This window comes from Erwinia sp. AnSW2-5, assembly GCF_045107195.1.
GTDB lineage: Bacteria > Pseudomonadota > Gammaproteobacteria > Enterobacterales > Enterobacteriaceae > Erwinia.
This window is the reverse complement of the sequence record NZ_JBJGXA010000011.1, coordinates 1-21400: the sequence shown is the minus strand read 5'-3', so window position 1 is coordinate 21400 and position 21400 is coordinate 1. Positions and strand designations below refer to the sequence as shown.

At 55.5% G+C, this 21400-nt stretch carries 20 protein-coding genes and 1 tRNA gene; 3 read left to right on the top strand and 18 right to left on the bottom strand.

Features of this window, described 5'->3' with window-relative positions; translation table 11 throughout:
* Nucleotides 1-28: 28 nt before the first annotated feature.
* The 9 genes from ccmI to ccmA all read right to left on the bottom strand — a co-directional run bounded on the left by ccmI (nucleotide 29) and on the right by ccmA (nucleotide 6998).
* Entirely contained in the window at nucleotides 29-1234 is a 1206-nt protein-coding gene (gene ccmI, locus ACFL9S_RS09535) for a c-type cytochrome biogenesis protein CcmI (RefSeq protein ID WP_405261622.1), read from the bottom strand.
* Nucleotides 1231-1692, bottom strand: a complete 462-nt coding sequence (locus ACFL9S_RS09530) for a cytochrome c-type biogenesis protein CcmH (RefSeq protein WP_405261621.1) — start codon at nucleotides 1690-1692, stop codon at nucleotides 1231-1233. Before ACFL9S_RS09530 ends, ccmI begins: the two co-directional genes overlap by 4 nt.
* Complete coding sequence (locus ACFL9S_RS09525) at nucleotides 1689-2246, bottom strand: DsbE family thiol:disulfide interchange protein (RefSeq protein ID WP_405261620.1); 558 nt, start codon at nucleotides 2244-2246, stop codon at nucleotides 1689-1691. Before ACFL9S_RS09525 ends, ACFL9S_RS09530 begins: the two co-directional genes overlap by 4 nt.
* Nucleotides 2243-4198 carry a heme lyase CcmF/NrfE family subunit gene (locus ACFL9S_RS09520; protein ID WP_405261618.1) on the bottom strand — a complete coding sequence of 652 codons (1956 nt, stop codon included), beginning with the start codon at nucleotides 4196-4198 and terminating at the stop codon, nucleotides 2243-2245. The genes ACFL9S_RS09525 and ACFL9S_RS09520 overlap by 4 nt, the downstream gene beginning before the upstream one ends.
* Nucleotides 4195-4677: a cytochrome c maturation protein CcmE gene (gene ccmE, locus ACFL9S_RS09515; RefSeq protein ID WP_405261617.1), complete on the bottom strand. Its 483-nt coding sequence runs from the start codon at nucleotides 4675-4677 to the stop codon at nucleotides 4195-4197. Before ccmE ends, ACFL9S_RS09520 begins: the two co-directional genes overlap by 4 nt.
* Entirely contained in the window at nucleotides 4674-4904 is a 231-nt protein-coding gene (gene ccmD, locus ACFL9S_RS09510; protein WP_405261615.1) for a heme exporter protein CcmD, read from the bottom strand. The genes ccmE and ccmD overlap by 4 nt, the downstream gene beginning before the upstream one ends.
* Complete coding sequence (locus ACFL9S_RS09505; protein ID WP_405261614.1) at nucleotides 4901-5644, bottom strand: heme ABC transporter permease; 744 nt, start codon at nucleotides 5642-5644, stop codon at nucleotides 4901-4903. Before ACFL9S_RS09505 ends, ccmD begins: the two co-directional genes overlap by 4 nt.
* A gap of 80 nt (nucleotides 5645-5724) precedes the next feature.
* On the bottom strand, nucleotides 5725-6384 hold the full coding sequence (ccmB, locus tag ACFL9S_RS09500) for a heme exporter protein CcmB (protein ID WP_405261613.1): 660 nt from the start codon (nucleotides 6382-6384) through the stop codon (nucleotides 5725-5727).
* Nucleotides 6384-6998 carry a cytochrome c biogenesis heme-transporting ATPase CcmA gene (gene ccmA, locus ACFL9S_RS09495; RefSeq protein ID WP_405261612.1) on the bottom strand — a complete coding sequence of 205 codons (615 nt, stop codon included), beginning with the start codon at nucleotides 6996-6998 and terminating at the stop codon, nucleotides 6384-6386. Before ccmA ends, ccmB begins: the two co-directional genes overlap by 1 nt.
* Nucleotides 6999-7243: 245 nt before the next feature.
* Between ccmA and ACFL9S_RS09490 the strand changes: the two genes are divergently transcribed.
* The 3 genes from ACFL9S_RS09490 (at nucleotide 7244) to ACFL9S_RS09480 (ending at nucleotide 8733) form a co-directional block, all read left to right on the top strand.
* Entirely contained in the window at nucleotides 7244-8164 is a 921-nt protein-coding gene (locus tag ACFL9S_RS09490; RefSeq protein WP_405261611.1) for a formate/nitrite transporter family protein, read from the top strand.
* A gap of 70 nt (nucleotides 8165-8234) precedes the next feature.
* Nucleotides 8235-8309, top strand: a tRNA-Arg gene (locus tag ACFL9S_RS09485).
* Nucleotides 8310-8445: 136 nt separating this feature from the next.
* Nucleotides 8446-8733, top strand: coding sequence for a hypothetical protein (locus ACFL9S_RS09480; protein WP_405261610.1), 288 nt, complete (start codon nucleotides 8446-8448; stop codon nucleotides 8731-8733).
* Between the two features lie 209 nt (nucleotides 8734-8942).
* Here ACFL9S_RS09480 and ACFL9S_RS09475 read toward each other — a convergent pair whose 3' ends face one another.
* From ACFL9S_RS09475 to tssA, 9 genes are all read right to left on the bottom strand, one after another.
* Nucleotides 8943-10676, bottom strand: coding sequence for a restriction endonuclease subunit S (locus tag ACFL9S_RS09475; protein ID WP_405261608.1), 1734 nt, complete (start codon nucleotides 10674-10676; stop codon nucleotides 8943-8945).
* Nucleotides 10676-12148: an N-6 DNA methylase gene (locus tag ACFL9S_RS09470; protein WP_405261607.1), complete on the bottom strand. Its 1473-nt coding sequence runs from the start codon at nucleotides 12146-12148 to the stop codon at nucleotides 10676-10678. Before ACFL9S_RS09470 ends, ACFL9S_RS09475 begins: the two co-directional genes overlap by 1 nt.
* A gap of 72 nt (nucleotides 12149-12220) precedes the next feature.
* The gene (gene hsdR / locus ACFL9S_RS09465) at nucleotides 12221-14662 is read right to left on the bottom strand and encodes an EcoAI/FtnUII family type I restriction enzme subunit R (RefSeq protein WP_405261606.1); all 2442 of its coding nucleotides are present in this window, start codon (nucleotides 14660-14662) and stop codon (nucleotides 12221-12223) included.
* A 153-nt stretch (nucleotides 14663-14815) separates the two neighbouring features.
* The gene (locus tag ACFL9S_RS09460; RefSeq protein ID WP_405261604.1) at nucleotides 14816-15754 is read right to left on the bottom strand and encodes a pectate lyase; all 939 of its coding nucleotides are present in this window, start codon (nucleotides 15752-15754) and stop codon (nucleotides 14816-14818) included.
* A 264-nt stretch (nucleotides 15755-16018) separates the two neighbouring features.
* Nucleotides 16019-16474 (bottom strand): type VI secretion system baseplate subunit TssE, encoded by a 456-nt coding sequence (tssE, locus tag ACFL9S_RS09455; RefSeq protein ID WP_405261603.1) that lies wholly within the window; start codon nucleotides 16472-16474, stop codon nucleotides 16019-16021.
* Nucleotides 16474-17019: a type VI secretion system lipoprotein TssJ gene (tssJ, locus tag ACFL9S_RS09450; RefSeq protein ID WP_405261602.1), complete on the bottom strand. Its 546-nt coding sequence runs from the start codon at nucleotides 17017-17019 to the stop codon at nucleotides 16474-16476. The genes tssE and tssJ overlap by 1 nt, the downstream gene beginning before the upstream one ends.
* Nucleotides 16997-18082 carry a type VI secretion system baseplate subunit TssG gene (gene tssG, locus ACFL9S_RS09445; RefSeq protein ID WP_405261601.1) on the bottom strand — a complete coding sequence of 362 codons (1086 nt, stop codon included), beginning with the start codon at nucleotides 18080-18082 and terminating at the stop codon, nucleotides 16997-16999. Before tssG ends, tssJ begins: the two co-directional genes overlap by 23 nt.
* Nucleotides 18046-19800, bottom strand: coding sequence for a type VI secretion system baseplate subunit TssF (gene tssF / locus ACFL9S_RS09440; protein ID WP_405261600.1), 1755 nt, complete (start codon nucleotides 19798-19800; stop codon nucleotides 18046-18048). The genes tssG and tssF overlap by 37 nt, the downstream gene beginning before the upstream one ends.
* Nucleotides 19801-19837: 37 nt before the next feature.
* The coding region (tssA, locus tag ACFL9S_RS09435) for a type VI secretion system protein TssA (RefSeq protein WP_405261599.1) at nucleotides 19838-21400 on the bottom strand (1563 nt) is incomplete at its 5' end.

Sequence of the window (21400 nt, the reverse complement as noted above, 5' to 3'; positions counted from 1 at the left end):
TCCCTGTACTGTTATAAATTATCGTCCACTACTGCCGGTTAATTTGCACGGCGATCTGCTGCTGACCGGCAAATGGCGTGACCTCACTCAGCCCGAACCAATCACCTGGTGAACGATTTACGCTGCCGTCACGTGATATTCGCACGCGAACCTGCACCTGATGCTGCGAGGATAACAACCGATCCGGCATCATGGCATTGCTGTCATCCAGCGTGAGCGATAAAGGAAAATGGCTCAACGGTATCTTCTTCACGGCTACAGGAACCGGAGAATCACCATCAGACACGGAAATATACAACACTCCGTTCACAGGTAACATTTTTTCTGCCTCAGGCGACAGGCTGATAGTTAACGCCAGATGGCTCTGTTCTTTGCCCGAAGCGCTGTCTGCCTGCTGGATACTGCGCTGGATCATCACCCGACGAGCGTCATTTTCCGGTAACAGCGACAGCATTTTCTGCCAGGTTGCTGCCGCCTGAACATAGTCTTGCTGGTTGTACGCGTTAAAAGCTAACAGCCCCAGCACCTGCACATTGGCGGGATACTGCACGGCCATCGCGTCCAGCATCATAAGCGCCTCACGATTATCCTGCGGATCGTTCGAGCGGGTCTGTACTTCAGCATAGCTCAGGCGAACATCAACGTCGTTGGGCGCCCGCTGTAATGCATGACGAAAAGCCTGGCTGGCCATACTGGCATTATTCAGCACCATGCCAAGACGGCCGAGCATCTTCCAGTTTTCAACATCATCCGGCGTGTGCTGTAACTCGCTGCGGATCCCCAGCGCCAGGCGCGCCAGCTGTTCCATACTTAACGGCCGCGCCTGCGGGTCCATCACCTGTGCGCGCAGCGCAGGCAGCTCGTTTTTCACCTGCTGCCAGGCCAGAACCTGTTGCAGGCCCCCGGTTTTAACGTAGAAACCCAGGCTGACCAGTAGCAGGATTGCCACGCCCGGTAGCAGCACCCAACGGCTGACCTGACGGGACGGTTGAGATGCTGTCTGCGGAATATCCAGCAACAGCGTTTCCTGCAACTCGCGCACCATCTCGGGACGCTCTGCCACCACGCCCTGCCCTTCATCCTCTTCCAGCTCACGCAGGCGCTGATGATAGAAGGCCTGATTCAGCTGGTCGCGGTCGGCGGTGCTATCGCCCTTGTTGCGCACACCCGCCAGTAAAAATAACGCGCAAGCTGCCACCAGCAGCAACAGGATCGTTAAGAACAGTGCGCTCATGGCTGCTTCTCGTCAGGGTTTAACAGGGTATCAAGCCGCTGCTGCTGTTCCGCATCCAGCGCTACAGGGTCGGTACGCCTGCGGCTGCGCAGAATAATCACCAGCGTGCCGATAATCACAAACAGCGCCGGTCCGGCCCAGAGGATCAGCGTCGATGGCGTGACCGGCGGCTGGTAGGAAACAAAATTGCCATAGCGCGCCACCATATAGGCTTTCACCTGCTCCGGCGTTTGCCCTGCCTGCAACAGCTGGTAGACCTTTAACCGCATATCTCCGGCAATCATGGCATTGGAGTCGGCAATACTGTTGTTCTGGCACTTCGGGCAGCGCAGCGAGGCCGTAAGCTGGCGATACTGTTGCTCCTGATCCACGGTGGCAAAAGAGTAAGTATCAATGTTGTCAGCCTGCACGCCCGCGCTGAACAGCACCAGCGCCAGCAGCATCAGATAAGCTTTCACGATCCGGCCTCCTGGCTGTATTTCTTCCACAGCGGTTTCACTTCGTCATGCCATACGCGGTCATTCATATCTCCGGCGTGGCGATAGCGAATAATGCCGTGGCCGTCGATAAGAAACGTCTCTGGCGCACCGTACACGCCCAAATCCAGCCCGAGCATGCCATCACCGTCGTACAGGCTGAGGGCATAAGGGTTACCGAGCGTATTGAGCCAGGTAATGGCTTTCTGGCGGTCATCTTTATAGTTCATCCCGACCACGCGCACGCCTTTCGCGGCCAGCGTATTCAGATACTGATGCTCCGCCCGGCAGGTCGGGCACCAGGTGGCCCAGACATTCAGCAGGATCGGCTTGCCGTCATTCAGCACCGACTGGTCGAAGGTTTTACCCGGCTGGTCCAGCGACTCCAGTTTGAAAACGGGGACCGGCTTACCCACCAGCGCCGATTCCAGCCGCGTCGGGTCATCACCGTTAGCATTGCGGCTCAGCTGCCACAGCAGCGCCGCCGCCAGCAGCAAAAACAGCACCAGCGGGAGATAAAGAATTTTCTTGTTCATGCCAGCTCCTTTTGCGCTTTACGGCGCGAACGGTAGCGCGGGTCCAGCAGGCACAACACCCCGCCCAGCGCCATCAGGACGCCACCAAACCAGATCCAGCGGACAAAGGGTTTGTAATAGAGGCGCACGGCCCAGGATGTGTCTTCCAGCTCTTCGCCCAGCGCCGCATAGAGATCGCGCGTGATGCCACCGTCGATGGCCGCTTCGGTCATCATGGTGCGCGCCGCGCTATAAAAGCGTTTTTCCGCCTGCAACGTGGCTTCATGTTTACCGTTGCGTGTGACGTCAATGACGCCTGCGCTACCGGAATAGTTCGGCCCGACCAGGCGCACCACGCCGCGCAGCCTGAACTGATAGTTGTAAACGCTCACGCTATCGCCCTCTTTCATCCGCACATCACGTTCCACGCTGTAGTTCTGGCTGAAAGCGATGCCGATCACCGTGACAGCAACGCCCACATGGCCGAGCACCATGCCCCAGTGGCTGCGCGACAGATGACGCAGACCGGGGAAAAATGCGTGGCGATGCGTAGCGCGCTCATGCAGTTCCATCAGCGTCAGGATAATCACCCACACGGCCATCAGCAGGCCAACCACCGTCATCGCCTCGATGCGATCCTGCATCAGCCACGGCACCACAATCGACAGCAGCAGCGTGGCAACCAGTGCCAGCCCCAGACGCTTCCACAGTTTCTGTGGCTCATCGCGACGCCAGCGCACCAGCGGGCCAATCCCCATCAGCAGCGCCAGCGGCGCCATCAGCCAGGTAAACAGCGTATTAAAGAAGGGTTCACCAATGGAAATCGTGCCCAGCCCAAGCTGTTTATGGATCAGCGGTAACAACGTACCCAGCAGCACCACCAGCATCGCGGCAATCAGCAGCACATTGTTGCCCAGCAGGAAGGATTCGCGCGACCAGGCCTCATTCTGTACCCGGCTGCGCACCTTGCCGCCTTTGATTGCATACAACAGCAGCGAACCGCCAATAACGATAATCAGGAAGGCGAGGATAAACATGCCGCGAGCCGGATCGGAGGCAAACGAGTGGACCGACACCAGCACCCCGGAGCGCACCAGGAAGGTGCCCAGCAGGCTGAGGGAGAAAGCGGTGATCGCCAGCAGTACCGTCCAGGCTTTAAAGGTGCCGCGTTTTTCCGTCACGGCCAGTGAGTGGATCAATGCCGTCCCGGCCAGCCACGGCATAAACGAGGCATTTTCTACCGGGTCCCAGAACCACCAGCCGCCCCAGCCCAGCTCGTAATACGCCCAGGCCGATCCCAGCACAATACCGATGGTGAGAAACACCCAGGCCGCCGTGGTCCAGGGCCGCGACCAGCGCGCCCAGGCGGTATCCAGCCGCCCGGCCATCAGCGAAGCGATGGCAAAGGCGAAGGCAACGGAGAAACCGACATAGCCCATATACAGCAGCGGCGGATGGAAGATCAGCCCGATATCCTGCAACATCGGGTTAAGATCGCTGCCCTCTATCGGGAAGTCCGGCAATGTACGGGTAAACGGGTTCGACGTCAGGGTGATAAACAGCAGAAAGCCGAGGTTGATCATCCCCATGACCGCCAGCACCCGGGCAATGGCATCCGCCGGCATGGCACGACTGAGCAGTGCGACCGCTAACGTCCAGCCGCTGAGCAACAGCACCCACAGCAGCAGCGACCCTTCGTGTGCCCCCCAGGTGGCGGCAATACGGTAGTAAACCGGTAATAAGGTATTGGAGTTGGTCGCCACGTAAGCCACGCTGAAATCGTTCACCACAAAGGCATGAACGAGGATCAAAAAGGCCCCGGCGATACAGGCAAACAGCCCGTAAGTCAGTGGCCGCGCCAGCCCCATCAGGCGGGTATCCTGACGCGCAGCGCCCCATAACGGATAGACACTGAGCAGCAGCGAAATCGCCAGCGCCAGGCACAGCAGGAAACTGCCGATTTCAGGCATCATGGCTGGCCTCCACTGGCACTGACTGCCGCCGGTGTGCGGTAGTTTTGCTTCATCGCATCTTCAATCTCGGGTGGCGTGTATTTTTCATCATGTTTCGCCAGCACTTCTTTGGCCTGCACGTGGGTGCCATCCTGCAACACGCCCTGCGCCACCACGCCCTGCCCTTCGCGGAATAGATCCGGCAGAATGCCCTCGTAGCTGACGCTGATTACGCCCACCGCATCATAGAGTTTGAACGACACCTGCAAGGTGTTCGGATCGCGCTTGACGCTGCCCGGCATCACCATGCCGCCCACGCGCAGACGCTGGCCCGGCTCCGGCTTCACCTGCTGGTCGCCTTTGCCGTTGATCACTTCGCCTGGGGTGTAAAACAAATCGATATTGGAACGCAGCGCGTACATCACCAGCGCCGTTGCCAGCCCCAGTCCGATTAATATCAGCGTCACCAGAATCAGGCGACTTTTACGACGGGGATTCAAGGTCGTTCTCCTGCCGCTGTGGCGGCTTTTTTCATTTTTGCTGCGCGAATACGCTGCTCACGGGCATGGCGCTGACGAATGTCCGCCAGCAGACGACGGCGTTGCCACAGCGTATGCAGCAACAGGGCAATCAGCGGGACCAGGGTGCAACTCACGGCCAGCCAGACATAGAAGCCGTAATGGCCCATCGCAAAGAAATCATGCCAGGAAGAGAAAGCAGGCGTCATACGTTATGCCCTCCTTTGACCGCTAACTCCGCGACCCACGGACGGTGCCGCTCGGTAAACAGCAGCAGGTTTCGCAGGCGCATCAGCGTCAGGGTAATAAACACCAGCCACACGCCGAGGATTGACCAGTAGAGCGGCGCGCGCATACTCGGGTCAACGGCCTGTAACAGCACCCCGGAAGAGCCCTGATGCAGGGTATTCCACCACTTTACGGAGTAATGAATGATCGGCAGATTAATCACCCCGACGAGGACCACAATCCCCGCCGCGCGACCGGCCATGCGGCGGTCATCGTAGGCGTGATACAGCGCGATAGCGCCGATATAAAGGAACAACAGCACCAGTTCGGACGTCAGGCGGGCATCCCACATCCACCAGGTGCCCCACATCGGTTTGCCCCAGGCGGAACCCGTGATGAGAGTAATAAAGGTAAACACCGCACCAATCGGGGCCATCGCCATCATGGCAAGGTCAGCGGTTTTCCACTGCCACACCAGCCCGATAAAGGCGGCGCACGCCATCGCGGCATAGATGCCCATCGACCACATGGCCATCGGCACATGAATATAGATGATGCGGAAACCGTCACCCTGCTCAGACGCGGGCGGAGCAAAGCCGAATCCCCACGCCCAACCCAGCAGCAGTGCAGCCACGCCAGGGAGGGCAAACCACGGCACCAGGCGTCCGCATAACCGGTACAGCCGATCGGGCTTGCCCAGTTGATGTATCCATTTCCACATGATGTTTTTGCTCACAATTAACGATAATTCGTCTAACGTTGGTTAGCGGTAAAACAGCGTATCCCCGATCTTTCAGCCGGTTAGTGAACACTCACCCGTAATGCAGCCGCCGTGGCAAAAGGTGCCAGCGTGGCACTCCCTGCCAGCAGGGCACCCAGAATGGCCAGATAACCGTCAATCGGCAGCCCCTGGCCCGCAGCGTCGATGGCCGCACTGGCAAAAATCAGCACCGGCACCGCCAGCGGCAACACCAGTAAACTCAGCAAGACGCCCCCGCGACGCAAGCCCACCGTCAGCCCAACGCCAATCGCGCCGAGGAAACTGAGCGTCGGCGTACCCAGCAGCAGCGTCAGTGCCACCGCCCGCCAGCTGGCAAAATCCAGCGACAGCAACAGTGCCACCAGCGGAGATAACAGCAGCAGCGGCAACCCGGTCACGATCCAGTGCGCGGCCACTTTGCCCAGCACCGTCAACGGCAGCGGCGCGGGCAACAGCAGCAGCTGCTCCAGCGAACCATCGAGAAAATCATCACGGAACAGCCGCTCCAGCGCCAGCAGCGATGAGAGCAGCGCCGCAACCCAGACAATGCCCGGCGCAATGCGCGCCAGCAGCTGCGGCTCCGGCCCGATACCTAAAGGAAACAGCGTGATGACAATCAAAAAGAACCACAGCGGATTAATAATTTCTGACCCGCTGCGAAAGGCGATGCGCAGTTCGCGCTGTAAAACGCACCAGAACATCAGGCCACCCCGGCCGTCAGGCGAATGCGGCTGAGGTTACGTTTGGTCGCAGGCAGATCCTGGTGCGTGGTGAGGATCACCGCACCGCCCTCATCGGCATGCTGCACCAGCCGCGCCATCAGCTGGTCCACGCCCGATTTATCGATGGCGGTAAGGGGTTCATCTAGGATCCACAGCGGTGCCGCTGACAGCCAGAGACGCGCCAGCGCCACGCGCCGCTGCTGCCCGGCGGAGAGCTGGGCGACCGCCACGTCTTCATAGCCAGTGAGGTCGACCTGCTCCAGCGCCTGCCAGAGTTCATCCGGCGACCGCTCTGCATGCCAGAAGCTGAGATTTTCAAATGGGGTTAACACCGCTTTGATCCCCGGCAGATGGCCGAGGTAGAGCAGGCTGGCGTGATAGTGTTCACGCGCCTGCTGAATGCTGCGCTGCTGCCAGAGCACCTCGCCCTGCTCTGCCCGGCTAAGCCCGGCCAGAATTCGCAGCAGCGAGGTCTTACCTGCGCCATTTTCCCCTTCCACCTGCACAATATCGCCGGCCTTCACGGTAAAACTGAGATCGCTAAACAGCGTCCGCTCGTCGCGAACACATGTCAGATTTTGGGCTGCCAGCATGGGAGGAAAATCGCACATTGTTAAATTTGATGGAGGATAGTATCACAAACTGTGTGCCTGCCTACGCTGACCAGGCGCGGCAAGGCAGGCATTCCCCCCCTGAAAAACCCTGCTATGGCGCTTTTTTGCACGGTTTCGTGCCTGAGTTAAAGCTTTGTTACTCTTCTTATTAATGCAGGTTACATTTCTTCGCCCCAGTGAATACCCGCTACGCTTAAGAGGGAACGTTATTCTCTGGGGGAAAGATGAAAAGCACACAAAACGATAATGATAACCAGGTTGAGAGTGAAGAAAGCGAACAGGGTGAAGAGATCGAGGTCAATGAAGAGGCTCTTCCCTCCCGCGCCGCCGCCGTACACGAGCAGATCCGCCAGGAGGGGGAGAAAGAGCTGGAGCGTGATGCCCTCGCCCTGCTGTTTTCTGCCATCGCGGCCGGGCTGTCGATGGGTGCCTCACTGATGGCCAAAGGGATCTTCCACGTCAATCTGCAAGATGTTCCCGGCGGTTTTCTGCTGGAGAACCTCGGCTACACCTTCGGCTTTATTATCGTGATTATGGCGCGGCAGCAGCTGTTTACCGAGAACACCGTGACCGCCGTGCTGCCGGTGATGCATAAACCGAACCGCGGTAATTTTCTGCTGCTGATGCGTCTGTGGGGATTAGTGCTGGGCGGTAACCTGATTGGCACGGCATTGGCCGCACTGGCCTTTAACCATATGCCGATTTTCGACGATGCCGTGCGCGAAGCTTTTGTCAGTATCAGCCAGAAAGTGATGGAGAACAGCCCGATGGAGATGTTTGCCAATGCGGTGGTCTCCGGCTGGATTATTGCCACGATGGTGTGGATGTTCCCCTCGGCGGGCGCGGCTAAGATTTGGGTGATCATCCTGATGACGTGGCTGGTGGCGCTGGGTGACCTGGCGCATATCGTGGTGGGATCGGTGGAGATTTTCTATCTGGTGTTCAGCGGTGACCTGCCGTGGCAGCAGTTTATCTGGCCGTTTGCGCTACCGACCCTCGCCGGTAACATCATTGGCGGCACCTTTATCTTTGCCCTGATCAGCCATGCGCAGATCCGCAACGATATGAGCAACAAGGCCAAAGCGAAAGCCGCCGCAGAGGCGAAGCGCAAAGAGAAGAAACAGGCAGAAAATCAGGCGAATTGATGCTTAAACGCGCAGTCAGGTGGGTAAGTGGTTAATCTGCGGCGCAAAACAGGCTATACTGCGCGCCGCTGTCCCCTTAGTTAAATGGATATAACGAGCCCCTCCTAAGGGCTAGTTGCAGGTTCGATTCCTGCAGGGGACACCATTCCATAGTTCGCCACCCTCCGTAATCGTTCGCAAAAAACCCTTTAAACTCAAGATCCCTCTAAGTGGCCTCTTCATCATGGTTCGTTGCATACGCGCTCCGCAACAGGCTGGTTTAGATAAAGGATTATATTTGCATGAGTACATTTATCAGGATTGTTTTTATTATTTTTTACCTGGTGAGCATGATGGTTATTTATCTGTCCACGGTGGATAAATACGATTTTATCTATGACATGGAACCAACAATTCATCGGGGATCACTGATTGATAACAGTAATAACGGCAACGTTTTTGCCGGGTTTACCCTGTTCTTTATTTTCTTACTCCAGATAGCATTTATTTATTTCGAGAAATCAAAAAAGTGGAGATGGGCAACAGGGATGATGACGGTAGCGGCATGTCTGTTTTTCTTTATCAGATAATGGGGATTTAGCATTCTGATAAACTTTGGCAGGGTCCAGATTGGCATGTTTATGCCTTGCGTGTTCCGATAAAGATCTGTCCGGTCAACAAATGATAAGAGACCTCTGCTGGTCTCTTATCTGCCTGGGATTTTACGCTTGAATATCCCAGTGTTTAAAATAGGTCTTTAGTTTATCGACACTGAGGTTGAACCGGCATCGTCTGTTCATTAGTTTAATGCTGCGTCGGTGAGGGCGTCAGCAAGGTGAAGCTGGGTTTGTTGGGCGGATTGGAGACGGGATTTGAGCTGGTCGCAGAAAGTATCCATCTGACTTATCTCGCTAAATACTGCACTTTGAATCCCGGCAGGAGGTACAGGGATTAGGATATTTGACAGACTTTCAACGTTCAATTTTGGCATTTTTATTCGATTCTCTGCCGCCCTAACTTGAATAAGGAATACTTCAGACAGCATCACCTTTAATAAATAACCAGTATTAAGGAAACAGTCTAAAGGATACATGTCTGCGCTACACAAACCATCATATCCTGCAATGAATACTTTTGAGAGTGACGGACGTATTTTTGAATATACAATCTGGTTTTTATAAAATCTACTATTTGGCCCTTTTATCCCAGACTCCTTAACGGTTCTCTGAGAAATAACTTTTCCGGTTCCCTTTTCAATAATATCAGGCGCAACCTGAAAGAAGTCATAATAGTTTTCTGGCTTCACCAACTCTGCGCGAACATTAATTACACTACCGAAACGACACCATTCCCAGCCCACTGGCAACTCGTAAGGTTTCTCTTCATCACTCACTAGCGGCAACGGTTTTTGCTTTTTAATTTTACCTTCTTTCACCAGTTTCACTTTTTCCTGCTCAATACGTTTAAGCAGTTCAGAAGCAGGTTCGTCGTTAGGATCCTGCGGCACCAGTTTACCCATTACTGCCAGTTGCAGAATGGTTTTTTTAAGCGCGTCGATACTCGCTTCGGTGGTAAACAGCGTGTCGAAATGCTGGCTGATTCGTGCCCAGTTCTCAGTGAGTTCTTTGGCATTTTGGCTATCGGTCAGCGTTGCCAGCAGGGTTTCCACCAATTGCTGATGGGCTTCCAGACTGGTTAGAGATTGTTGTTCCAGTTGGTCGCAGAGAGACATGAGCTTCGAAAAAGTCTCAACGATTCTGGTTTGCTCTACGCTTGATGGAAACGGTATGGGATAGTTTTCAAAGAAACTTCTTGGAACACGTTTTTGACCAGCGGAGCCTGTCATTTTTGATTCACCGATAGACAGGTAATGAGGTGATTTCATGTTGAGAAGAATATATTGAAGATTCAATTCTGTACTAAACGGTCGAGCCACGTGTAATTCTGTCGTACCAACACCCACCCCTCCCTTTAGCCCTCTAAATACAGCCGCTTTACTATTTTCAAAACAAGGTGTAATTTTCGCCAGCGCTACATCACCATCAGCAAAATGTGTGTAACCTTTTTTCACTTCGCCCCATTTTTTTGTCTCTTGCTCATGAAAACCATCAAATCGGGTAGAAACACAGGGCATTGGGACAAAAGAAATCTCTTGATCGTCATCTGTTACTTCTATCTTTGGATTGATCGCTGCAATCTCACTTAATGAGGTCCACTCCCATCCCCCCGGCAGCTCAAACGGCTTCTCATCTTCACTAATCTCTGGCAGCGGTTTCTGCTTTTTAATCTTCCCCTGCTTTACCAACTCCGCTTTCTCAGCAGCAATACGCTTTAACAACTCCGAAGCGGGTTCATCGTTTGGATCCTGCGGCACCAGTTTGCCGCGCACCGCCAGCTCCAGAATCAGCTCACGCAGTTTCTTAATGCCGTACAGATCGATTTTACCTCGACTGCCGCGCCCCGCAGTCGAGCGGGTTTGCAGCGCAGAAGACCAGATATCGATATGGTCGGTGATCAGCTTATCAACGCTCATCAGTTCGCCCCCTTGTTGCCCGCCAGTGCGGCACCGAGGATGTCGCGTAGCTGGCTACGCAGTGCGCTGATTTCCGCCTGCTGTGTCTGATACTGCGCCAGCAGTTCATCCGGGTCGTGGCTGATGGTTTCACCCTGGTACGGGTTTTTGATATCAAGGTTAAAGTTGCGGGCGATGATGTCGCCGATGCTGACTTTCCAGGCTTGGTTGCTCTCTTCGCGGCTGGCAAAGCCATCGGCTTCGCTGCCCCACCAGTCGATTTCAGTCTGGAACTCTTCAAACTTCATCGGTCTGGTTTTGCTGTAGTTTTTCACGCCCGCCGGGTACGGATGCTCGTAGAACCACACCTCTTTCGTTGGCGTGCCTTTGGTGAAGAACAGGATATTGGTTTTAATACCGGTGTACGGGTTAAACACGCCGTTCGGCAGGCGCACGATGGTATGCAGGTTGCACTCTTCGGTCAGCATCTTTTTGATTTTGGTTTTTACGCCTTCACCAAACAGGGTGCCGTCCGGCAGTACTACGGCGGCGCGACCTTTATCGGCCAGCACTTCAACGATCAGCTGCAGGAAGAGATCGGCGGTTTCACGGGTCTGCATTTCCGCCGGGAAGTTCTTCTCGATGCCGTCTTCTTCGGTGCCGCCAAACGGCGGGTTGGTGACGATGACATCCAGCTGCTCATCCCACGAGGAAAGCGGTTTGTTCAGCGTGTTGTCATGGCGGATTTGCACCGGCACTTCAATGCCGTGCAACAGCATATTGGTGGTGCACAGCAGATGCGGGAGCTGTTTTTTCTCGACGCCGAAGATCTGCTTCTGCAACGTTTTACGGTCTTCGGTGGTGTTGACGTAACGCTCTTTAACATGATCGAACGAACAGGCAAGGAAGCCACCTGTACCACAGGCCGGGTCCATAATGGATTCGCCCAGTTTTGGGTCAATACGATCCACCATAAAGCGCGTTACCGCACGCGGGGTATAGAACTCGCCCGCATTACCGGCGCTTTGCAGGTCGCGCAGGATCTGCTCGTAGATATCGCCAAACAGATGACGTTCCTGGCTGCTGCTGAAGTCGATTTCGTTAAGCTTGTTGATCACCTGGCGCAGCAGCGTACCGTTTTTCATATAGTTGTAGGCATCGCTAAACGCCTGCTTTACCACAAAGCCACGCGGGTTTTGATCGATAGGCGCAGTGAGGTTTTTCAGCTTAGGGAACAGATCGTCGTTCACAAAATCCAGCAGGGCATCACCCGTAATTCCCTCACTGTTTGCCGCCCAGGTGCGCCATAAATAACGTTCCGGCACAGGCAGGCGGTAATCATCCTGCTCCAGTTCCAGCTCCTCTTCCTGGGTGTCAAAAATCTTCAGAAACAGCAGCCAGGAAAGTTGCCCCAGGCGCTGGGCATCGCCATCCACGCCTGCGTCTTTGCGCATGATGTCCTGAAGGGATTTAATGACTGAGCTAATCGACATGTTTTTCTTCCATACTAAAAAAAGGATGCCACCGGTCGCAGAGGCGGCCAGTGGCAATAGATTGATACGTTATCAGGCTGAGCGCGGCGGTAACTGGTAGATTTCGTTCTCCAGTTCGTTGACTGCTTTCTCATAAGCCTGCTTGTCACCAAAACGTTTTTTGATGATTTCTATAGGACGGCCCAGCGCATCGAACGGTTTCAGTTTCAGTACCTGAACATCCTCGATTTCCTGAACCCCATCATCAGCATATTTATCCAGCAACGTGTTGAGCACCTGCTGCGCTGGCTCTGCGTATTTGGTGAAGTAATTACGCTTACGCACGTTGGCGGCGCGCTCCTGGCGCGTAAACGGCGGCTGACCGTACACCACATGGCAGAGCAGATCAAACGGATCGAGATCTTTACCGACCTCTTCCGCCAGCACATCCCAAAGAATACCCAGTTGTTCCAGCTCTTCGATGATGACCTGTTTACGTGGCGCTTGGTGCCATTTACGCACGAAGCCATCCAGAGAGGCGAATTCGCTGTCTTTGAGCATCGTTTTGCGGGTGTAATCCTGGAAGGATTCGGTGACCAGTTTGCCATCTGAATCGTAATACTGAACACGCTTCGCCAATACTTTCACGGCCACTCCATTCACATGGAATTTGCGGACCTTGTGTTCGTCATCGTGATGGAATTCGCCGTTGCCCGCGAACTTGTCACGATTAACCTGATATTCGGCCCCGTCTTCCCGTGCTTCACTGGCGATGTTATCACCGTCACCCGTGCTCTCTTCCCCATCGAGCCGCTCATTGAAGTCAGAATCTGTATCTGAAATATCATCGGGCTTCACCACCAGCACTTTTTCCGGTACGCCGTCGAAGCGTTCGTCCGCAAACAGCTCCGTCGCTTTTTTGAAGTCGAGAATGGTGAACCACAGCTTGCCGTGCTTCTCGTTGATACGTGTGCCGCGCCCGATGATCTGTTTGAACTTGGTCATCGACTGAATATTTTGATCCAGCACCACCAGTTTGCAGGTCTGGGCATCAACCCCCGTGGTCATCAATTCGGAAGTGGTTGCGATAACCGGATAATCTTTTTTGGGATTGGTAAAGTTTTCTAATTGCGCCTTACCCAGCTCATCGTCGCCGGTAATTTTCATCACGTACTTTTCGTTTTTCAGCACCTGCTCCGGGTTGAGCACCACCAGCGCATGGCGCATGCGGTCGGCGTGATCAATGTCGTTACAGAAAACGATGGTTTTATCCATCGGATTGGTGCGTTTCAGGTAGTCGGTGATGGTCTGGGCCACCAGCATAGTGCGTTCATCAATGACCAGCGTGCGGTCAAAATCTTTCAGGTTGTAGATACGGTCTTCAATCTCTTCCCCGTATTTATCCAGCTGGCCTTTAACGGGCCGCCACCCCTGCACGTCAACGTCGATATCAACACGCACCACTTTGTAAGGAGCGAGGAATCCGTCTTCAATCCCCTCTTTTAGCGAGTAGGTGTAAACCGGCTCACCAAAGTAGTCGATATTCGAAACGTCTTCGGTCTCTTTCGGGGTTGCCGTCAGGCCAATCTGGGTCGCATTGCCGAAGTATTCCAGGATTTCCCGCCAGGCTGAATCTTCGGATGCGCTGCCACGGTGGCATTCGTCAATCACAATCAGGTCAAAGAAATCCGGGGCAACCTGCTTATAGGCTTTTTGATGCTCTTCCTGCCCGGTTATCGCCTGATACAGCGCCAGATGCACCTCGTAAGCCGGATCGATGGTCCGCCCGCTGACTTTCGTCATCGCCGTGCCAAAAGGCTGAAAGTCGTTACGTTTAGCCTGATCAACCAGAACATTTCGGTCGGCAAGGAACAGAATGCGTTTTTTGTTTTTCGCTTTCCACAGCCGCCAGATGATCTGGAACGCGGTATAGGTTTTACCTGTTCCGGTTGCCATCACCAGCAGGATGCGGTTCTTACCCGCCGAAACGGCATCAACGGTGCGGTTGATCGCCTGCATCTGATAATAACGCGGAGATTTTCCGCTGCTGTCATCGTAATAGTCCTGACTGATGACGGGCAGCTGTTCCTGAGTAAACCCTTTCCAGAGGCAGTATTTCTGCCAGAGCTGTTCAGGCCCAGGGAAATCACTGAGGGCAATTTCGGATTCGAGCTGCTGTGGGTTGGTTTTATCATGGAAGATAAAACCGTCACCGTTGGTGGCGAACACAAAGGGCACATCAAGCAGGCTGGCATAATCCAGTCCCTGCTGCATTCCCTTGTTGATGGGGTGCTTGTTGGCCTTGGCTTCAATCACGGCCAACGGTAAGTTCGGCTTATGATACAGCACGATATCGGCAGATTTCACTTGGATACGTGAGGCCAGTTTACCGCGCACCACAATCTTGCCATCGCGGAGTTTCACCTCCTGGCGGATCTGCGACATCACGTCCCAGCCCGCATCTTTAACCGCAGGAAGGATAAATTGGGTGATGATGTCCGTTTCAGTCAAATGTGTTTTGTTTACGCCAGCCATAGCAATGCACTCCACGATATTGGGTTAGCTCTGATTTTACACAGATTAATGCTTTACGTAATGATGAGAAATAATATCTGGATAGCCGGCCCTTCATTTCTGCCGCCCTACGACAGGATAAAGCCCGCGTGTGCGGGCTTCCGTTACCTCCCGTTAGCCACCAAATACCAGCGTCGTAGACTTCGCCCCGGCATTAGCAGCTGCAAACGTTTTCGCGTCCGCCGCCGATTTTGCGCTGTAAGCGTAGTTTGATGCCGCTGTCCACTGACTCTTCGGCGACTTCTGGTTGGTAATGGCAGGCACGCTGCCTGTATCCGTAAAGGTGCCGGTGCCTTTATCATCCAGCATGCCTTTATTCGCGCTGCCCTCACCGAAGTAGTTATTTTCAGAAATAATTTTTGCGTTCTGAGCCAGCGTAAAGCCAAGCTGGAACTTGTTGATATAGTTACTGTAAACATGGAAGTAGCCATAACGCATCAGTCCCGGCGCCCTGACCTCCATATTATCGAAGTAGCTGTGGCAAATGGTCAGATGCGGGTAACCGTTATACGTTGCATCATTATCATCTGCCGGGTGGCCCAGAATCAGCCCGTATTTATGGTTACCGAAATAGCAGTTGCTGATGGTCGCGTAGTCCGCTTTCTCACCGATATACAGCAATTTATCCAGGCTGCCATCACCATCTGACCAGGTATGACCGACGAATGAGCAGTGATCGATCCAGTATTTACTGCCGTAGTTCAGGTAAAGCTGGATATCATCATTGGCTTTAATATTCACCGAATGCTGGAAAATCAGGTTCTGGAAAATAATGTTCTGCGAGGTGGTGGTCGCACGGAAATGGATATTGTTTAAGGTACGATTCTGGAATGAACCCACAAGGGTTTTATTCGAACCAAGATTCACTTTCGTCAGGCTTGAGGCGGTGATATTACTGTTAATCACCAGTACCCGCGCCGTACTGTCGCCCACATACTGGTTAAGCTGCGCCAGTGTATTAATTTCCACCACCGACCCATTCCAGCCGCCCGTGATATTCGCTGATTTGGCAAAACCGACCAGACCATTCAGTTTACTTGTTGGATATGTCATAAAAGCCTCTGTTTGCATGATTTTTTGAGATAACTCTGCGTATGACACCCTGTCGATTGAGCCATTTGTGAGAGCGTGAGAACTCACTCCATTGGCTTACGGGGCTATTTATACGCATCGTAAAAACCATGAACCAGCCAGTTCATGTCGCTGGTCGACAGGCAAACAAAGCATGCATTACATTGCCATTCCAACCCCAGAAAATGACCTTCCTGGCGTTGGAATATTGACTCCTGCCGCACCCACCCACAGCCTTAGCCAACCCTACAAAGCAGCACGCACATCGAGATACTGCTGCTGTTTCATATGGCGGATCAGCACCTTGCCTTCCGGCATAAATTCGGTGCCGTAGCGCACAAGGCCGATGCCTTTCAGCTCGGCATCGATGGCGTAGCGCAGTTCGCCGGGCATCGTTTGTGGCAGCATATCCACCTTAATGCTGTTAAGACGAGGCTCAAAGCGCAGCAACACGCCGGAGAGCGTGGTCATCAACTCATGTGCGGTGCCGGGCATCCCCTGCAGGATTGTGGTCATATCCGGCAGACCATAATCGGGCAGATGCGCCAGGGTTCCGGCGCGGCAGTTGAGGATGCGCTGCATATTGTCCAGCACCGAGAGGATCACCTGGTTCTCTTCGCTGATAGTGTGCAGATCCAGCCCGCCGCTGAAATTGCCGTACAGCATTTCATACAGCGAGGGGGAGTGATGTGAATGGGGCATTACTTATCCTTAAGCGGTTGCAGGGCCAGGCTGTTGTCGCCCGCTTCCAGTAAACGGGGTTTATTCTGGTCCAGCGCCTCGCGTTCCAGCACCTGTCGCCAGTTATCCTTCGTTAAGTCCGGCTGACGAAACAGCCCCACCACGGCGACAAATGCGGCATTCTCTTCCATCGGCATATTCAGGTTAACTGCACCGCCGGGGCTGAGCACCACGTCACGGCTGGCAAGCAGATCGTCACCCAATAAGGTGTCCGCATCGGAAGCCACCTGCTGATAGACCAGCTTGTCGAAGACTTTTCGATCTTTGAGCTGATAAACGCGGATCACCACCGACTGTGGGATAGCATGGTTTTCCCGTGTATCGGTGTTTAGCGCTTCACGCGCGGTGAAATCGAGGTGCAGCACCTTAATTTTTTTATAGAAAATAGAGGACACTGCCGAGCGGGTGCCATCAGAGACGCTCTGCGTCAGGCCGCAGCCGGTCAGGCTGAGGGTCAGTAACGGCAACAGCCAGCGGGCAGATTTAATTAAACTTGTAGTTAACACGTTGATTTCCTTTTCGGGTTGGGATCGGTTGCAGGCCGCGATAGCTGCCGAGTTCAGTGGTGAAAGTCTTTGGAACATCGTCTGGCAGCGTTTCACCCTCCACGCCCAGCACGCCAGTCATGCCCAGCCAGAACGGGGCTTCGCCGAGGGGGACTACGGGCAGCAGCGCGGTACTGACGGTCAGCCGGATTTTCGCCTTAAAGCGCCAGCCGAGATAAACGCGCAGCATCACCAGAAAGTCCTGATACAGCTGGCCGTCCGGCTTCCAGCCCTGTACTTCGCTCTCGCTGTCGGTCATCAGCTCAATCAATAGCTGGCTGCTGGTATCCATCACTTCATCCCCCAGCGGCATATTGCCATCCAGCAGAAAGTCCTGTTCGCCGTAAAAACCGAGCGGCTGGTCGATCTCAATCGGGCGCAGACAATACGGGCTGACCCGCACCCGCGTCTCCGGGGCCAGTAGCCGAACCAGCGCCTGCACGCCCTCCTCCGTTTTCGCGGGCTGGCGCAGCACGCCCAGCAAGGCCAGAAAACGCGACACCGGGGTGCCGATATGGCGGGCGGTGCCGGGAATGCCTAAGCCCACCAGCCCCAGCAGCGACTGGGAGAGACTGTCCGTTCCCCCGTTCTCGAAGCTGGCCGGATAAGAGTATTTACGCCAGATGCGGTAGAACTGCGTGAGGATGCGATGGCTGAAGATATCCAGAAAATCCTGCAGCGCCTCGTGCCCTTCCCGTCGCTGACTGATGTCATCGAGGTAAGTCGTGGGCAGCGCAGAGTCCACCCCGTAAACCCCCATAAAGGTGGTGCGGACTTTGGGTGCCACCGTGGCATCATTTTCAGGATATTCGACGCTTTTCAGCTCACTGGCGGGAAATCCCATCCCCGGCCAGGGCGCGAACCGCACCGGGTCGTGGTGCGGATGCCCGCTACTGCCCAGCGGGGGCCGATCCGGGTTCTGCTTCTCCAGCAGCTGACAAAAACGGTAAAAGTTCATCCGTGTCAGCTCGTCTTCCAGCCGTGGACTCAGCCGGGAATACGGCGATTGTGTTTCTCTTCCCATTCCAGGCGTTCTCCAGTGGGTTGCAGGATGATAATCAGGCGGTTAAACAGATAGATATCGGTATACAGCGCGAAGAAACGGCTGAGCATTTCGCCAAACAGGCAGATATCGCCGTGCCCGGCAAAGCCGTGGCTGTCGAGCGTGACCTCGATCTGCACGCCGCGCAGCAGGTAACCCTGTTCAAAGCGTTCCGTTTCGCTGTGGCGGACATCGACAATCGCCTCCAGACGGCGACGGTTCATCTCGCTGTCCGTCCACTCATACAGCGCCAGCGTGCCGCGCAGCACGTCGGCATTGTCCATCATCGACAGGAAGTTGCTGCCAAGGTGGCTGAGCACACGCCAGTGAAAGCGATCGCGATCCGGCGGGTAGCAGGGCAACGTCGGCGCACAGAGGTTACGCACCCCGATGCGGGTCGTAGAGGCTTTCATCGCCGTATCCAGCACCGAGCCTTGCAGGGCGCGACGCGGCAGCTGGCCATTGGTGCCGGTCAGCGTCAGGGACAGGCTCTCTTCCGGCGGCACCGTATGGTTATCAAAGGCTTCGCCCCCCAGGATCAGCCAGGTGTTATGTAGCCCGGACACACCGCGCCGCACGCGCGTGTGGTAGTAATATTCGGGTGCTTCGTGGCGCATCATGCCGCCCTTGTGACGAAAGCTGGAGAACGGCACGTAGGTGTGGCCGCCGGAGGAGATCACCGCATCCACGGAGTAAACCTCAGTGTGCCCGTCCTGGATGCGCATCGGGCGCAGCAGGTACTCGGTTTGCAGAGAGTTGAGCGTCAGCGGGTCGGACTCCAGCGGGAACAGGTTGATCACCGGCGCGCAGTGCAGGCGCAGGTGCTGCTGCGTAAACGTGAAGTCATGCTCCCAGCGCTGCGCCAGCACCACGTCGATCTCAAACCACGGCAACCCGGCAGGCAGCACCCGATTCTCCAGACCGCGCAGCCCGGTAAACATAAACTTCTCGCGGAAGGTGAAATACTCCAGCAGCAGCTGATAACCGCTGAAGCTGCTGTTCCCTTTCGGCCACAATGCATCATCCTCTCCAAAACCGAGGGCGGTAAATCGGGCCTCCAGCGGATGGCGATCGGCATCCCCCGGCAGGCGCAGCCACAGCTGCGCAACGTTAAGGGTAAAAGCATGATGCATCGCGCAGGACAGCGGCGCGTCAGCGTTGAAATAGAACGGGATCAGGCTTAAATCTATCCGGCTCCAGTCAACCAGGCTGCTGCACGCAAAGCGCAGGCGCACCACCGATCGCCCATCCGCATCGGTGGTAAGGGCAACCTGGTCCAGTGACAGCGGCTGCAAGGTGATGTCCTGCGTGGTGGTATAGCGGCAGCGGGTCGCCTTCTCGCCGATGGGCCGGGAAAGCACCTCAAACCCTTTAGCCACCGGCAGCGGCTCTTTCATTTCACCCCAGTCCGGGGTGAATTCCACTACCGACATCGACGGAATGGTGCGCAGGTAATGCGGCCACAGCATGGTCACCAGCCCTTCCGTCAGCTCCGGCAGGTCATCGTCCAGCTTTTCGCGCAGGCGGCCCATCATAAAGGCGAAGCCTTCAAACAGGCGCTCAACGTACGGGTCGCGCGCACCCGCTTTATCCAGATTAAGCATTGCCGCCCGGTCCGGGTGGGCACGGGCAAATTCCTCACCTGCTTCAAGCAGGTAGCGCATTTCAGCGTCGTAATAACGCAGGGTTAAGTCATCCATAATAAAACCTGATTGATGGGTATGTCAGAAAGGGGGATTACCCGCACAGCACCGCAGCACAGGCGGGATCGAGGGTAATCAAGCCGGAGAGCAGCTGGTCCATCTCCGGTTGCAGGCGCGCTTTATCCGTCTCGCTGCGCGTGGCCTTGATGCGCAGCAGCTTCAGCCGCCGGGCTTTCACCTCAAACAGCAATTCCGGCGACCACTGTTGCAGCGTCAACGTCTGTGCGCTGCCATCCAGCTCACTTAATAAATGCAGGGACAGATCGTTCCTGCCGTATTGCTCGGCAATTCGCGCCATCAGCAGGCGCATCAGCCAGCGGTCACGCACGGACGTCATGCCGGGACGGGATTGTAACCAGCCAAACGCGGCTTCTATGCCTTCGCTGTCCGCCAGCGCCAGCAACTCCGGCTCCAGCATCAGCACGTCCTCATGACTTTGCGATACCGACGTGGCTGACTCCGATTTCCAGCTACCGACATCCGCCAGCACCTGCTGGTTGATCCAGCTCTGAGTGACGTCATCGGCAAACGGGGTGCCGTCGTTAAAGGCCAGTGCTTCCAGCCCCGGCAGGCGCAACAGCAATCCTTTAATGCCCCGGCAGAGAATATCGGCACGAACCGTATCCGCGTCTGTTTTTACCAGTGCCTGCCAGGCGTACCACTGCACATCCAGCCACAGATGGTTGACGCCCTGGGCAAACAGGCTGTCCGTCTGCTCCAGCAGCTCCATCCAGTTCTGCTGCAGGTAAAGGCGCTTGAGGTGAGCACGGTGGTCCGGCTTCGGTGGCGCAAGGCGGGTACAGCCGCTGGCATCGAGCTGGGGCAGTTCAGTCAGCGTGTCCCAGCGAATGCTTTTCATCAGATGGTGCCCCGCCAGCCAACCACCGGGCCGATCGCGCAGGTAATCCGCCAGCATTTTCCCCTGGTCAAGCAGATCACGGCCGGAGGTCACTGCGGCCATCAGCGGGGCAGGCGCGGATGCCACGGCAGAAGATGAAGCGGTTTCACGGCTGGTCTGCGGCACCAGGCTACCCGCCCCGCCGCTCTGCGCCAGTCGGGTTTCCAGCGCCAGGCACAACCCGGTAAGCTGCGGGCGGTGCGCCTCTGCGAATGACTGCATTGCCCGTTCCGCCAGGAGAAGAGCACCGGTGATACGCTGCATCACCGCCATATCCACTTCCGGGTAGAGCGACAGGCTGTCGAGTACGCGCCCGCTGCCGAGCCACTCGAGGGCGGATTTACGACTGCGCTCGCGCTGTGGGTGCAGTTGCGTGCCGAAGCGTTGCAACATTGCCGCCAGCAGCTCCAGCCCTTCCGCCAGCCCGGCCTCGCCATCCTGGTGCAACCGTGCCCAGATATAAAACGTCACCACGCGCAGATCCTTGCTTACCGTGGTCAACAGCTTTTCAGCCAGCTGGCAGATGAGCGCGGTATCAATACTGGAGAGCTGGTTCACCTCTTCGCGGATGCGTTGAAAGTCATCGTCATAGCCGGGGTCCTCTCCCGCTGGCTGCGTATCACTGAGCGGCAGTAACCAGGTGTTCCAGTTGTCTGCCCGCGCCTGCGCCAATTGAATCAGCGGGCCTTCTTCTGCCTG

Bases quoted from the DNA above. Each gene is read 5' to 3' on its own strand.
- ccmI (WP_405261622.1), bottom strand. From the start codon at position 1,234: ATGAGCGCACTGTTCTTAACGATCCTGTTGCTGCTGGTGGCAGCTTGC.
- ACFL9S_RS09525 (WP_405261620.1), bottom strand. From the start codon at position 2,246: ATGAACAAGAAAATTCTTTATCTCCCGCTGGTGCTGTTTTTGCTGCTG.
- ACFL9S_RS09520 (WP_405261618.1), bottom strand. From the start codon at position 4,198: ATGATGCCTGAAATCGGCAGTTTCCTGCTGTGCCTGGCGCTGGCGATT.
- ccmD (WP_405261615.1), bottom strand. From the start codon at position 4,904: ATGACGCCTGCTTTCTCTTCCTGGCATGATTTCTTTGCGATGGGCCAT.
- ACFL9S_RS09505 (WP_405261614.1), bottom strand. From the start codon at position 5,644: ATGTGGAAATGGATACATCAACTGGGCAAGCCCGATCGGCTGTACCGG.
- ccmB (WP_405261613.1), bottom strand. From the start codon at position 6,384: ATGTTCTGGTGCGTTTTACAGCGCGAACTGCGCATCGCCTTTCGCAGC.
- ccmA (WP_405261612.1), bottom strand. From the start codon at position 6,998: ATGCTGGCAGCCCAAAATCTGACATGTGTTCGCGACGAGCGGACGCTG.
- ACFL9S_RS09490 (WP_405261611.1), top strand. From the start codon at position 7,244: ATGAAAAGCACACAAAACGATAATGATAACCAGGTTGAGAGTGAAGAA.
- ACFL9S_RS09480 (WP_405261610.1), top strand. From the start codon at position 8,446: ATGAGTACATTTATCAGGATTGTTTTTATTATTTTTTACCTGGTGAGC.
- ACFL9S_RS09475 (WP_405261608.1), bottom strand. From the start codon at position 10,676: ATGAGCGTTGATAAGCTGATCACCGACCATATCGATATCTGGTCTTCT.
- ACFL9S_RS09470 (WP_405261607.1), bottom strand. From the start codon at position 12,148: ATGTCGATTAGCTCAGTCATTAAATCCCTTCAGGACATCATGCGCAAA.
- hsdR (WP_405261606.1), bottom strand. From the start codon at position 14,662: ATGGCTGGCGTAAACAAAACACATTTGACTGAAACGGACATCATCACC.
- ACFL9S_RS09460 (WP_405261604.1), bottom strand. From the start codon at position 15,754: ATGACATATCCAACAAGTAAACTGAATGGTCTGGTCGGTTTTGCCAAA.
- tssE (WP_405261603.1), bottom strand. From the start codon at position 16,474: ATGCCCCATTCACATCACTCCCCCTCGCTGTATGAAATGCTGTACGGC.
- tssG (WP_405261601.1), bottom strand. From the start codon at position 18,082: ATGGGAAGAGAAACACAATCGCCGTATTCCCGGCTGAGTCCACGGCTG.
- tssF (WP_405261600.1), bottom strand. From the start codon at position 19,800: ATGGATGACTTAACCCTGCGTTATTACGACGCTGAAATGCGCTACCTG.